Below are 13,005 nucleotides of genomic sequence, written 5' to 3'. Positions count from 1 at the left end.
TCGCCGGAGGTCACGGACCCGATCGGCGAAACGGCTGTTCAGAGGGCGTTGACCGACGATCGATCCGGTGCTTAACATATGACGTCTTTTCATTAAAGATCTTCGATAGGCGGCCTCCTGCGTGGTACGGCAGCTCGATGCGCCGTACGGCTCCGGGGCCGAGAAGCCTGGGGAGGCGAGCCAGATGTTCGACAGAGAGAATCATCGGCACAGCACTGACGACGACGGGCCACGCCGCCGGTCGTGGCGGAGCACGTGGCGTCCGCGTCGGTTGGCCGCATCGTTAGCGGGGGCGGTGGTGCTGGCGGCGGCCGTGCTGACCGGGTTCGCCTCCCCCGCCCAGGCGGCAACCGCCATCACGATCAACGGTGGGTCCGGTGGACGGGCACTCGACGGGATCGGCGCGGTCAGTGGCGGTGGCGGCAACAGCAGGTTGCTTATCGACTACCCGGAGCCCCAGCGCAGTGACATCCTGGACTACCTGTTCAAGCCGGGCCGCGGCGCTGCCATGCAGCTGCTGAAGACCGAGGTCGGCGGGGACACCAACTCCACCTCCGGCGCCGAGCCCAGCCACGAGCACACCCGCGGCAGCATCAACTGCAACCGGGGCTACGAGTGGTGGCTGATGGAGCAGGCGAGGTCGCGCAACGCCAACATCGCCCTGGCGGGCCTGGCCTGGGGAGCGCCGGGCTGGATCGGGAACCGCAACTTCTGGTCCCAGGACTCGATCGACTACCTGGTGGCCTGGCTGGACTGCGCGGCCACCCACGGGCTGACCATCAACTACCTCGGCGGGTGGAACGAGAAGGGCTACAACGCCAGCTGGTACAAGAACCTCCGCTCCGCCCTCAACTCCCACGGCTACAGCAGCGTGAAGATCGTCGCCTCGGACGACTTCGGCTGGGGCGCCGCCGACGAATCGCTGCGCGACCCGGCGTTCGCCAACGCCGTACAGGTCTTCGGCAGCCACTACGTCTGCGGCTACCGCAGCGCCCAGACCAGCTGCCCCAGCTCCGGCAACGCGGTCTCCACCGGCAAGCAGCTCTGGGCCAGTGAGAACGGCTCCGACGACTACAACGCCGGAGCGCAGGCCCTCGCCAGGGGCATCAACCGCGGCTACATCGACGGCAAGATGACTGGTTACATCAACTGGCCCGCCATCGCCGCCATCACCCCGAACATCCCCTGGGCGACCACGGGCGTGGCGGTGGCCCAGCAGCCCTGGTCCGGCGCGTACTCCATCGGCAAGAACACCTGGGTGATGGCGCAGACCACCCAGTTCACCGCCCCGGGCTGGCGCTACCTCGACTCCTCGAGCGGCTACCTCGGCGGCAACCGCAACAACGGCAGCTACGTCTCGCTGAAGTCCACGAACAACAGCGACTACAGCACCATCATCGAGACGATGGACGCCGGCTCCGCGCAGACCCTCGACTTCACAGTCACCGGCGGGTTGTCCACCGGCGCCGTGCACGTCTGGTCGACGAACGTCCGGTCGAACAACACCGCCGACCACTTCGTCCGGGGCAGCGACATCACGCCGAGCGGCGGGCGCTTCTCGCTCACCGTCCAGCCCGGCTACGTCTACAGCATCACCACCACCACCGGTCAGGGTAAGAGCACGGCGACCAGCCCGGCTTCGGGCAACCTGGCGCTGCCGTACAGCGACACCTTCGACAGCTACGCCGTCGGGCGCGAGGCGAAGTACCTGATGGACCAGCAGGGCTCGTTCGAGATCGCCGGCTGCGCCGCTGGTCGCGCAGGCCAGTGCGTACGCCAAATGTCGGAGCAGACGCCGATCTTCTGGACGTCCGGCCAGGCCGAGCCGTACACCCTGTTGGGTGACCTGTCGTGGCGCAACTACACGGTCTCCTCGGACGTGCTGCTGGAGAAGTCCGGATATGCACAGCTCATCGGACGCGCCAACACGTACAACCACCAGGGGCCGCAGAACCTCAACGGTTACTACTTCCGGGTGACCGACGGTGGCGCGTGGTCCATCCGGAGCAACAACACAAGCGGTAACTGGCGCACGCTGGCCAGCGGAAACACCTCGGCGCTGGGTACCGGCCGCTGGCACAAGCTGTCGCTGACGCTCAACGGGAGCACCCTCACCGCGGCCATCGACGGCAACACCGTCGGCACGGTCTCCGACTCGACCTGGGTCGCCGGCCAGATCGGGTACGGCACGGGTCAGGGAGTCACCGCCCAGTTCGACAACCTCACCATCACACCGGTCGGCAGCTCCGGGAATCCGGGTGCGACCACCGCGATCCGGGGCGCCGGCTCCAACCGGTGCTTGGACGTCAACGGCGCCAGCCAGGCCGACGGCTCGGTCGTGCAGATCTGGGACTGCAACAGCGGCGCCAACCAGCAGTGGACGCTTACCGCGAGCAACCAACTGACCGTCTACGGCAACAAGTGCCTCGACGTGGCGGGCACCGCAGCGGGAAGCCGCGCACGGATCATGACCTGCAACGGCGGTGGTGGCCAGCAGTGGCGCGTCAACGCCGACGGCACGATCACCGGGGTCGCGTCGGGGCTCTGCCTGGACGTCAACGCCGCGGGCACCGCCAACGGCACCGCCGTCCAGATCTGGACCTGCACCGGTGGCAGCAACCAGCAGTGGATCCGCGGCTGACGGGCTGACGTCCGCACGAGGACCCGTACGCGATTCGTGGCGGCCGGCCGCTCAGGTGAGCGGCCGGCCGTCGCCATGTCGCCACCGGCGCGCACCGCCGGGGCGGGGGTATCGTGACGGGCCTGTAGCTCACATCCGCCGGATCGGGTGTGGCGAATCGGCGTCACGCAACGGCGTTGGTCCCGAATCCGCCCCGGTGGGTCCGTGCAGCGGTCCGCCACGCGTGGGCCGCCATCCGCGCACTCATCCCCGGTCCGATTCTGGTGGCGGGCGCGCCGGCCCTGAGGACCTGGTGCCATGCCCCGTACGCCGATGGACCCCGCCGATGCCTTCGCCGAACTCGGTCGCATCCGGCTCGGGGAGATGAGGCTCGACGACGTCCTGCAACGCGTCGCGGAATTGGCGAAGCGGGTGCTGTCCCCTCCGGTGGAGGTGTCCGTCACCCTGGTCCGCAGCAGGACCGCGCACACCGCGGCGTTCACCGACGACCTGGCCCTCGACATGGACGAACGGCAGTACGCGCACCGGCGCGGCCCGTGCCTGGAGGCCGCCGCCAGCGGTGGCATCCTGTCGGTACCGAACCTTGCCGCCGAGGACCGGTGGCCGGAATGGGCCGACCTGGGACAGAAGTCGGGGCTGGGCAGTTCCGTGTCGATCGGCCTGCCGATCCAGGAGGCGGTCGTCGGCGCGCTGAACGTCTACGCCCACACCCCGCACGCCTTCGACGACGACACCATCACCGTGCTACAGACCTTCGCCGCGTACGCCGCGGTCGCCCTGGCCAACGCGCACCTCTACGACAGTACGGCCACCCTCGCCCGCCAGATGCAGGAGGCGATGGCCAGCCGCGCCGTCATCGAGCAGGCCAAGGGCATCATCATGGCCGAACGCCGCTGCACTGCTGAGGAGGCGTTCGCGGTCCTGTCGAAGGTGTCGCAGGGCTCCAACCGCAAGGTCCGCGACGTGGCCCGGGCCCTCGTCGACCGGGCCGCCCGGGACACCTGAGCGCTGGCCACCGGAGCGCTGCGGACACCCGCGCTCCGCTGGGGTTATCTGCCGCGGGCGTTGCGGGTGCTGGTGTTGTTGGCCTTGCGGATGGCCTCGACGAGATCGGACTTCCTCATTCGGGACCGGCCGCGGATGTCGAGCTTCTTCGCCACGCCCATCAGGTGCTCCTTGCTGGCGTTGGCGTCGACTCCACCGGCGGTCCTGCCGGAGGAACCACGGCCGCCAGCGGCCTTCTCGTCGCTCGGCCCCTTCTTGCTCTTCGGCTCCCAGTGGTCGCCCACCTTCTCGAAGGAGTGCTTGACCGCCGCGAACGCCGTGCGGTGGGCGCGCTCGCCCTCGCCGTACGAGTCGACCGCCGAGTCGTGCGCCTCCACGTAGGTGTCCTGTGCCTTCTTCGGGGATCGCTTCAGGGTGCTGGGCATGTCCTTCCGTGCCGGCATCGTCGCTCCTCTCCTCGACTGTCCTGGGTGACGTGCCCGCCCCAGCAGGGCACCAAACGCTCGCTTCGGCGGGAGATCCGAGAAGCTGCCGCTGGACAGGTCTCCGCCGCAGGAGCGGGGTTACCTCTTGCTCGGGACCGAGAAACGACAGCCGCCTCGGAACCGGGCGGCCTGCACGATGCCGTCCGTCACCGGCTCGTGCCCGGAACCGATCGCCCCGCAGCGGAAGGCTGCGGGGCGCGGCGGCTGCTGGCTTGTGGCGGTCACCCGTCGCGAGCGGCGCGGTCCCGGTCGGCCTCGGCGTCCGCTCTTCCGACCGGGGTGCCGTCACCGTCGCGGTTCGCACGGGACAGGTCCACGTCGGCACCGGCCCGGGCGGCGTCCGCCGCCGCGTCGTCCGCGCCGACGACCTCCCCGCCGGAGGTGGCGCCGTCGCCGTCGTCCTCGGTCAACCGCCCGGCGGCGGCCAACCCGATCGGTACGTACCTGGGCTCGGTCATCTTGTCCTCCTCAGGAATTCGCCGTCTCCCCTACCGCTACCCCGGCTCGCCCCTGGCACACCGCACCAGTCGGACCGGTTGGACCGGGCGGGCGTCCCCCACCTCCCCGTCGGCGGACTCCATGTCGGAGAGTCAGGGCGTATCGTGTGCTGGCCGCGCCGCGTCAGGCTGACCCTGGAGGCGGCCGGCAGCCGTCACACGGGGGAGGTCTGATGGCGCAGTTTCCCAGCGGTGACTTCGACGCGGCGACCGAGCGGTTCGTCGCCTCCTGGTCGGCGGGCATCTCCGAGCGGGCCGCCCGGGCGCAGGAGTTGTCCGACCGGGTGGCGGCGATGTCGGCGACAGCCGAGGGTGCGGACGGCGCGGTCCAGGTGACCGTCGCCGCGTCCGGGGCCATGACCGACCTCCGCCTCGACCATCGGGTGCTCAGCTGGCGGGCGGACGAGATCGCCGCCGAGGTGCTGGCGGTGATGCGCCGGGCGCAGGGCCGGCTGGCCCCGCAGGTGGCGGAGGCCGCGGCGGAGACCGTCGGCGCCGACTCCGAGACCGCCCGCGCCGTCGTCGGCAGCTACGAGTCGCGCTTCCCCGAGGTGACCGAGGAAGACGAGCCGGGGTACGCCGGGTGGGGTGACCGTGGGCGCTGAGGCAGCCGGGTTCGAGGTCACCACTGCGGCGGTGACCGCGCACGCCCGTTCCGTCGACCGGATCTCCGGGGGGATCGGCGCCGCACACGACGCGGCCGCGTACGTGCAGATGGGCGCGGACGCGTACGGGCACCTGCCTGTCTGCCAGGCGCTCCCCTTCCTGTTGGACTTCCTCCAGGGCCCGGCCGTGGACGCGCTCGCGGCGGCGCAGGAGGCGTTGCACAGCGCGGCCGGTGCGCTCGACGGGACTGTGGACGCCTACCACCACACGGACGGAACGATCTCGGCCTCCCTCGGGCGGATGCACCGATGAGCACCGACGTGGCGAACCCGCTGATCGCCGCCCGGCAGGACACCACCACCGCGTACAGCGGCGTCGGCCTCGTCGAGAGCCTGGTCGACCTGCGCAACGGCATCGAGAGCGGCTCCTGGGTCGACGTGACCATCGGCGGCGTCGGCACGTCGATGGAGGTGCTGGCGACCTGCGTCGACCCCATCGGGTCGGTCGTCTCGTGGGGGGTCGCCTGGCTCATCGAGCACGTCAAGCCGCTCTCCGACGCCCTCGACTGGCTGGCCGGCGACCCGGACCAGATCACCGCGTACGCGCAGACGTGGCACAACGTCTCCCGACACGTCAGCGATCAGGCCACCGCCCTGTCCGAGGCGGTCCGCACCGAGATCGCCACCTGGACGGGTCCCGCGTCCGAGGCGTACCGCCGCTACAGCGACCAGCACCTGCGCCACCTCGCCGGCCTGGCGGACGCCACCGATCTGATCGGCACCGTCGTGGAGGGCGCGGGCCTGCTCGTGGCCCTGGTCCGGGAGCTGGTCCGGGATCTGATCGCCGACTTCGTCTCGGTCCTCGCCGTCCGGCTGTGGGTGTGGCTCGCCGAGGCCGGCCTGACCCTGGGCGCGGCCACTCCGCTGGTCGCGGCGCAGGTCTCCTCGCTTGTCGCCAAGTGGGCCGCCAAGGTCGCCGGGCTCCTCACGGCGCTGGCCCGCAGCGTCAGCCGCCTGCGGCCGATCCTGTCCAAGCTCGGCGAACTGCTCGACACCCTCCGGACGGCGCTGAGCGGTCTCCGGCGTACCCCTGGCGGGTCGAGCTCCACCGACATGCCGGCCCCCGGCCCGGGTGCGCGCGGTTACACGGATCCGGCCGGCGGCGGGCAGCCGCCGCCGTGGGCACGGCAGGACGACTGGCCACCCGACTTCGACCGCGAGCCGGGGCCTGCCGGCGGCGGCCCGGCGCACGGCGGACCGGCCGGAGCACCGGCGGGCGGGCCAGGCCACGCCGGAGGACCACCGCACGGCGGCGGGCCAGCCCATGACGGCGGGTCAGGCCATGACGGCGGTCCGGCGCACGACGCCGACGATCCGCCGGACGCCGACGGGCCCGACACCGGGGAGCCCGGGTCCACAGCCGATCCGCTGATGCCCGATCATGCGAGCGAGGCAGAGTTGCGGCTGCTCGGCAGGGAGGTGCACAGCATGGTCGAACTCGACCCCGGCGGACACGTCAACGACGCGCACGAGGTCACGTTCACCGACGGTACGCGCGGCGTCTACAAGCCGAACGTGCCGGAGAACGAGTTCGTCCAGGTGCGTTCCAGCATTCCGGAGAACGAGCTGGCCCCGCGTGAGGTCGCCGCCTCGCGCCTGGACGAGGATCTGGGCTTCGGGCTGGTGCCGACGACGGCGCGCTGGGACGGGCCGCACGGGGCCGGGTCGATGCAGGAGTTCGTGGAGAACGTGACCCCGGGCCGCCCCGCCAACGCCTACTCGACCGCCGAGGGCGAGCGGATGGCGGTCCTCGACTACATCAGCGGCAACACCGACCGGCACATGCTTAACTACCTGACCGGGCCCGACGGCCGGCTGGTCGCCATCGACCACGGTTACTCGTTCCCCGAGTCGAACGCCGAGCCGTTGCGCTCGGACTTCGTGACACAGCAGATGAACCGGCCGCTGAGCCCGGAGACGATGGCCCGACTCCAGGACACCGACCCGGCGGTGCTGGCCGACCGGCTGCGCGGCACCGGCCTGAGTGAGCAGGCGCTGTCCGGTGCGATGGACCGTTTCAACGAGATCCGTGCCCGGGGCACGATCACGGGCGAGGCGTGGAACGCCTTCCGCCCGCCGAGCCCGTAGTGAGTGGGCCGTGGTGAACCAGGAGGCAGGCATGACCGAGCAGGCGGCGACCAGGGTGGCGCTGTACACGTTCGCCAAGCACACCAAACATCGGGTGGCCGAGTTCAATTGGCAGCCCGGCCAACCGGTGTCGCTGACCATTCTCGATCCGGAGTGGGGTGCGGTCGCACAGGACTTCTACGACAACGGCGTGCCGGCCGGCGCGCACCGGGTGTCGCCGGAGGCCGGCCCGGAGTTCATGCGCGCCCTGCTGCAACGATTCCGCGCGAGCTACTACAAGTTCGTGGACGAGAGCGACTGAGCCGCCACCGCACCGGTACGACTGCCGCTGCCTCACCATCGCCACGCCGCACGGCGGTCTCGCGGTCTTCCCCGTACTCTGGCGACCGTCAGCGGGCGACGAACCATGGGTCATCCGACGAAGCCGGACAGGAGAGGGGCGACCACGGCATGGCGGCGATATCGGGCCAGCGGTCGACTGCGGTGCGTACCGGGGAGGCGGCCGAGGAGGATCTGCGGGCGCTGTTCGGGCAGTCCATCGCGGTTTTCGCGTCGCTCGTGGGGCCCACGCATGTGGTGGAGACGGCCAATCCGGCGTTCTTCGTGACCATCGGTGAGGAGCGGGCGCGCACCGGGGTTCCGGTCATCGAGCTGATGCCCGAGTTGGCCGGTCAGGGCTTCGTCGATCTGCTGGACGAGGTCTACCGCACGGGTGAGCCCTACACGGGTCGGGACGCCCGGATCGTGCTGGGCACCGGCCCGCACGCGCGGGAGGCGTTCTTCGACTTCACCTACGAGCCGCGCCGCGACGCCGGCGGCACCGTGACCGGGATCCGCGTGATCGGTGTGGAGACCACGCAGGTCAAGCACGCCCAGCGGCTGATGGCCGAGCACCGCGCCATGCTGGAGCAGATCGCCCGCCAGGCGCCCCTGGCCGAGGTGCTCGACGGGATGGCACGCTGCATCGAGAACCTGGCACCGGACCAGGTGCTCGTCTCCGTGCTGCTCGCCGATCCGGACGGCCAGCACCTGCGCCACGGCGCCGCACCGAGCCTGCCCGAGTTCTACAACCAGGCCATCGACGGGATCGCCACCGGCGAGGGTGTCGGCTCGTGCGGCACCGCCGCGTACCGGCGGGAGCCGGTCATCGTCACCGATATCGGCACCGACCCGTTCTGGGACGACTTCCGCGCCCTGGCCGAGCGGGCCGGGCTCGCCGCCTGCTGGTCGATGCCGATCCTGGCCCGCGACGGCAGCCTGTTGGGCACCTTCGCCATGTACCACCGCACCCCGCGCGTCCCGCAGGACACCGATCTGGCTCTGGCCCGGGTCTTCGCCGACACCGCTGCCCTGGCCATCGAACGCCATCACGTCGAGCAGGCGAAGACAGCCGCCGAAGCGCGAGCCAAGGCCGCGAACGAGGAGCTGGCAAAGGCGGTCCGCGCCGAGCGGCAGCTGCGCGCCGAGGCCGAGCAGCGTGCGGCCGCCGCCGCGGAACTCGCCGACCGGATACGCGCCGCCGCGGCAGCGCAGGCAGCCCGACCGCATCCCGAGCACTGCCAGCTCGGCGGCGCACAGGGGTGCACCGCACCGGCGAAGATCAAGATCGCCGACTCGTGGGGTGACGCGGCGTGGGGCTGCGACGCCCACGTCGAGGAGGCGATCCTCAACGTACGGTCCGTGTTCATTGCCAGCGAGGAGCTCGGCGGCCTGGCCGCCTACCTCAACCGCTGACCACCCCGGCGCACCAGCCCCGACGGGCGGGTGCGCCCGGCCTCGGTGCGACGCCGGGGTCAGGCCGCGACGGCCGCCCGGACGTCGTCGTCGGCGGCGCGCAGCCGTGCCGCGGCCTCCTCGGCGGTGCAGTGAGCTAGCAGCAGCACGATGGCCGTCTTGGCGTGCCCGTGCGCCGCAGCGAGCGCCCGCGCGGCCGTGTCGAGGTCGGTGTCGGCGGCCTCGGCGACGATCCGGCGTGCCCGGTCGACGAGCTTCTCGTTGGTGGCGTTCATGTCCACCATGAGGTTGCGGTAGACCTTGCCGAGCCGGGCCATCGTGGCGGTCGAGAGCATGTTGCAGACGAGCTTCTCGGCGGTGCCGGCCTTGAGCCGGGTGGAGCCGGTGAGCACCTCGGGGCCGGTGGGCACCTCGATGGCGACGTCGGCGTGCCGGCTGATCACCGCGTCGGTGTTGCAGGCGACGGAGACGGTGGCCGCTCCTCGCGCGCGGGCGTGATCCAACCCGCCGACCACGTACGGGGTACGGCCGCTGGCGGCGAGCCCGACCACCGTGTCGCGGGCGGTCAGGCCGATCGCGTCGAGGTCGGCGACGGCGCGGGTCGGGTCGTCCTCCGCACCCTCGACGGCGACGCCGAAGGCTCGTGCCCCGCCGGCGAGCAGACCGATGACCCGGTCGGGCGTCGTACCGAAGGTGGGTGGGATCTCGACGGCGTCGAGCATGCCGATCCGGCCGCTGGTGCCCGCGCCGAGGTAGATCAGTCGTCCGCCCTGGCGGAGCGACGCCACGATGACGTCGACTGCGGCGGCGATGTCCGGTACGGCCCGACGGACGGCGTCCGCGACCGAGCGGTCCTCGTCGTTCATGGCGAGAAGCAACTCGGTGGGCGACATCCGGTCGAGGTCGCTGGTCTTGTCGTTGCGGGTCTCGGTGCCGAGGGTGCTGAGGTCCATCCGGTGTTCGTTCCTCTCGCTGGTGTTCAGCTGCCGAGTGCCACCGGGCGCGTCCTGCTGGGCCGACGCGCCCTCTATCAGCAGGCTGAAACCACAGCGTAACCAGCCCGGACGGGCAGTGGCAAAAAGTTTCGAGTTACTGTGGGCCAACGTCACTTATTGACAACCGCTGGGTGGGGAGTGAACCGTGCGTCAACTCGACCTTGTCGTGATCGTGCTGTATCTCGTGGTGATCGCCTTCGTCGGACTACGCCTGTCCGGGAAGCAGAAATCCGCCAAGGACTACTTCGTGGGCGAGGGTCGCCTGCCGTGGTGGACCGTCTCGTTCTCAGTGGTCGCCACCGAGACCAGCGTCCTGACCGTGATCAGCGTGCCCGGTGGGGCCTACAGCGGGCAGGGGTTCGGCAACGTCGAGCTGGCCCTGGGCTACGTCATCGGTCGCGTCGTGGTCGCCACGGTGCTCATCCCGCTCTACAAGCGCGGTGGGTTCGTCAGTGCCTACCAGTACCTCGGTGAGCGGTTTGGCCTGAAACTTCAGGGTCTGGCGTCGATCACGTTCGTCTTCACCCGCCTGCTCGCGGAGGGCGTACGCCTGTTCGCCTCGGCCATCCCCATCAAGCTGCTCCTGGACGAGTTCGGTCTGCACGTCGGCTACCAGGCCATCATCGTGGTCCTCACCCTGATCACGGTGGTCTACACCTACCTCGGTGGCATCAAGGCGGTCATCTGGACCGACGCCATCCAGATGGGGCTCTACCTCGGTGGGGCGATCCTGGCCATCGCGGTGCTCAGCCACGCCGTCGGCTTCGACGGCTACTCGCAGGCGCTGGACGCCGGCAAGTTCCAGCTCTTCGACACCAACTTCAACCTCGCGCACGTGCTCACCAGCCCGTTCGCCCTGCCGACCGCGATCATCGGTGGCGCGATCTTCGCGATGGCCAGCCACGGGTCGGACCAGCTGATCGTCCAGCGCATCCTGTCCACCCGCACGCTGCGCGACGGGCAGAAGGCGATGATCTCCTCGGGTGTCTTCGTGGTCATCCAGTTCGCCGCGTTCTCGCTGGTCGGCGCGCTGCTGTGGTCGTACAACAAGGGTCAGACCTTCAAGGAGCTCGGCCTGGCCAGCAGCGACAACCTCTACCCGAGCTTCATCCTGCACGCCCTGCCGGTGGGCATCTCGGGTCTGCTGGTGGCCGGCATCCTCGGCGCCGCGATGGGCTCGCTGTCCTCGGCGCTGAACTCGATGTCGAACTCCACGGTCGCCGACTTCATCCACAGCTTCTTCCGCAAGGTCCCGTCCGACGACGCGATGCTCCGGCTCGCCCGGGTGATGACCCTGGTCTGGGCGGTGCTGATGGCGATCTTCGCCTGCGCGTTCAGCTCCAGCACCGGAAACGTCTACCTGACCGGTCTGACCATCGCCGGCTACACCTACGGCGCGCTGCTCGGGGCCTTCCTGCTGGGCCGCCTCGTCAAGCGGGCCAACCAGGTCGACGCGTTCATCGCCTTCCTCGTCACCGTGGCGGTGATGACCTACATCGTCCGCTACGTCAAGATCGATGTGACGACGGCCGGTACCACCACCGCGACCGCCATCGCCGCGCAGTGGCTGGTGCCGATCGGCGTCCTGATCACCCTGTTCGTCGGCACCGTGGCTAGCCTGTTCCACCCGGCCCCGGAGAACCCGTACGACCACGGACGACGCGACGAGGTCGACGACGACGCCGCGGCAACGCCGGCCGGCCGGGCATGAAGGAGGACGTGATGCGCGTGATCGGTCTGATGTCCGGCACCTCCTACGACGGCATCGAAGCCGCCGCGGCCGAGTTCGACCTGAACGGCGACACCCTGCGGATGCGACCGCTGGGCCGGCTCAGCCACCCGTACCCGCAGGAGTTGCGCACCCGGATCGCCGCGGCCCTGCCACCCGCGGCGACCACCACCGAGGCCATCTGCGTGCTGGACACCGGCATCGGCCAGGCCTTCGCCGAGGCGGGCGTGCGGGCCGTCGCGGAACTGTGCGACGGCCGTGCCGACCTGGTCGTCTCGCACGGGCAGACCATGCACCACTGGGTCGAGGCGGGTACGGTCCGCGGCACCCTCCAGCTCGGTCAGCCGGCCTGGATCGCGGAGGCCACCGGCCTTCCGGTCGTGTCCGACCTGCGCAGCCGCGACGTCGCCGCCGGCGGCCAGGGCGCTCCCCTGGTCGCCCTGTTCGACGCGCTGCTGCTGCGGGGCCTGCCCGGCGTCCCGGCCGCCCTGAACCTGGGCGGGATCGCCAACATCACGGTCGTCGCGCCGGACGCGGATCCCCTCGCGTTCGACACCGGGCCGGCCAACGCGCTCCTCGACGCCGCCGTGCGCCACTTCACCGGCGGCGCCGAGGAGTACGACCGGGACGGGCGCGGCGCGGCGGCCGGGCAGGTGAACCCGGCCCTGCTACGGCGGCTGCTCGACGAGCCGTACTACCGGCTGCCCGGCCCGAAGAGCACCGGCAAGGAGCTGTTCCACCTGCCGTACCTGCTCACCGCCCTCGGCGACGCGCCCACCCCGGACAAGAACGACGTACTGGCCACGCTCACCCGACTGACGGCGGTGACGGTGGCCGACGCGTGTCGGGAGCAGGGCGTCACCCGGCTCGTCGTGTCCGGTGGCGGCGCGCACAACCCGACGCTGATGGGCATGCTCGTCGACGAGCTACCGGGCGTCGACCTGACCTCCAGCGACGAGGTGGGTGTCGCCTCGGACGCCAAGGAGGCGCTGGCCTTCGCGCTGCTGGGCTACCTGACCGTGCACGGGCTGCCGGGTGCCCTGCCCTCGGGCACCGGCGCGCGGCACGCCTCGGTGCTCGGCAGCATCACCCCCGGCCGCCAACCGCTGCGGCTGCCCGCGCCCGTCGACACCGCTCCGGACCGGCTGCTGATCACCGCCGACTGA

Annotated in this window: 12 protein-coding genes; 9 read left to right on the top strand and 3 right to left on the bottom strand. The window is 70.7% G+C overall.

Translation table 11 applies throughout. The features are described 5' to 3' along the window. The first annotated feature begins 184 nt into the window (after window positions 1-184). A complete protein-coding gene (locus AB0K10_RS18775; RefSeq protein WP_363685007.1) occupies window positions 185-2,641 on the top strand; it encodes a ricin-type beta-trefoil lectin domain protein in 2,457 nt (818 codons plus the stop codon). Window positions 2,642-2,938: 297 nt separating this feature from the next. Beyond that, entirely contained in the window at window positions 2,939-3,646 is a 708-nt protein-coding gene (locus AB0K10_RS18770; RefSeq protein ID WP_363685005.1) for a GAF and ANTAR domain-containing protein, read from the top strand. Between the two features lie 44 nt (window positions 3,647-3,690). Here the strand turns inward: AB0K10_RS18770 and AB0K10_RS18765 are convergent, their stop codons facing one another. Continuing rightward, window positions 3,691-4,089 (bottom strand): ChaB family protein, encoded by a 399-nt coding sequence (locus tag AB0K10_RS18765; protein WP_363685003.1) that lies wholly within the window; start codon window positions 4,087-4,089, stop codon window positions 3,691-3,693. Between the two features lie 263 nt (window positions 4,090-4,352). Beyond that, the gene (locus AB0K10_RS18760; RefSeq protein ID WP_363685001.1) at window positions 4,353-4,589 is read right to left on the bottom strand and encodes a hypothetical protein; all 237 of its coding nucleotides are present in this window, start codon (window positions 4,587-4,589) and stop codon (window positions 4,353-4,355) included. 212 nt (window positions 4,590-4,801) lie between these two features. On the opposite strand from AB0K10_RS18760, the gene AB0K10_RS18755 reads away from it, so the two are divergent. The 5 genes from AB0K10_RS18755 to AB0K10_RS18735 all read left to right on the top strand — a co-directional run bounded on the left by AB0K10_RS18755 (window position 4,802) and on the right by AB0K10_RS18735 (window position 9,115). Further along, on the top strand, window positions 4,802-5,233 hold the full coding sequence (locus AB0K10_RS18755) for a YbaB/EbfC family nucleoid-associated protein (protein WP_363684999.1): 432 nt from the start codon (window positions 4,802-4,804) through the stop codon (window positions 5,231-5,233). Next, window positions 5,223-5,546: an ESX-1 secretion-associated protein gene (locus tag AB0K10_RS18750; RefSeq protein ID WP_363684997.1), complete on the top strand. Its 324-nt coding sequence runs from the start codon at window positions 5,223-5,225 to the stop codon at window positions 5,544-5,546. Before AB0K10_RS18755 ends, AB0K10_RS18750 begins: the two co-directional genes overlap by 11 nt. After that, window positions 5,543-7,381, top strand: a complete 1,839-nt coding sequence (locus tag AB0K10_RS18745; RefSeq protein WP_363684995.1) for a hypothetical protein — start codon at window positions 5,543-5,545, stop codon at window positions 7,379-7,381. The genes AB0K10_RS18750 and AB0K10_RS18745 overlap by 4 nt, the downstream gene beginning before the upstream one ends. Window positions 7,382-7,412: 31 nt before the next feature. Beyond that, a complete protein-coding gene (locus tag AB0K10_RS18740; RefSeq protein ID WP_357124207.1) occupies window positions 7,413-7,682 on the top strand; it encodes a hypothetical protein in 270 nt (89 codons plus the stop codon). Between the two features lie 149 nt (window positions 7,683-7,831). After that, the gene (locus AB0K10_RS18735) at window positions 7,832-9,115 is read left to right on the top strand and encodes a GAF domain-containing protein (RefSeq protein ID WP_363684993.1); all 1,284 of its coding nucleotides are present in this window, start codon (window positions 7,832-7,834) and stop codon (window positions 9,113-9,115) included. A 59-nt stretch (window positions 9,116-9,174) separates the two neighbouring features. On the opposite strand, the gene murQ is transcribed toward AB0K10_RS18735, so the two are convergent. Further along, window positions 9,175-10,068, bottom strand: coding sequence for an N-acetylmuramic acid 6-phosphate etherase (murQ, locus tag AB0K10_RS18730; protein WP_363684991.1), 894 nt, complete (start codon window positions 10,066-10,068; stop codon window positions 9,175-9,177). 187 nt (window positions 10,069-10,255) lie between these two features. Here murQ and AB0K10_RS18725 point away from each other — a divergent pair, with 187 nt between their 5' ends. Continuing rightward, a complete protein-coding gene (locus AB0K10_RS18725) occupies window positions 10,256-11,821 on the top strand; it encodes a sodium:solute symporter (RefSeq protein WP_363684989.1) in 1,566 nt (521 codons plus the stop codon). Between the two features lie 11 nt (window positions 11,822-11,832). After that, the gene (locus tag AB0K10_RS18720) at window positions 11,833-13,005 is read left to right on the top strand and encodes an anhydro-N-acetylmuramic acid kinase (RefSeq protein ID WP_363684987.1); all 1,173 of its coding nucleotides are present in this window, start codon (window positions 11,833-11,835) and stop codon (window positions 13,003-13,005) included.

This window comes from Micromonospora sp. NPDC049274 (assembly GCF_040678875.1).
Taxonomy (GTDB): Bacteria; Actinomycetota; Actinomycetes; order Mycobacteriales; family Micromonosporaceae; genus Micromonospora.
This window is presented reverse-complemented; position numbering and strand designations above follow the sequence as displayed.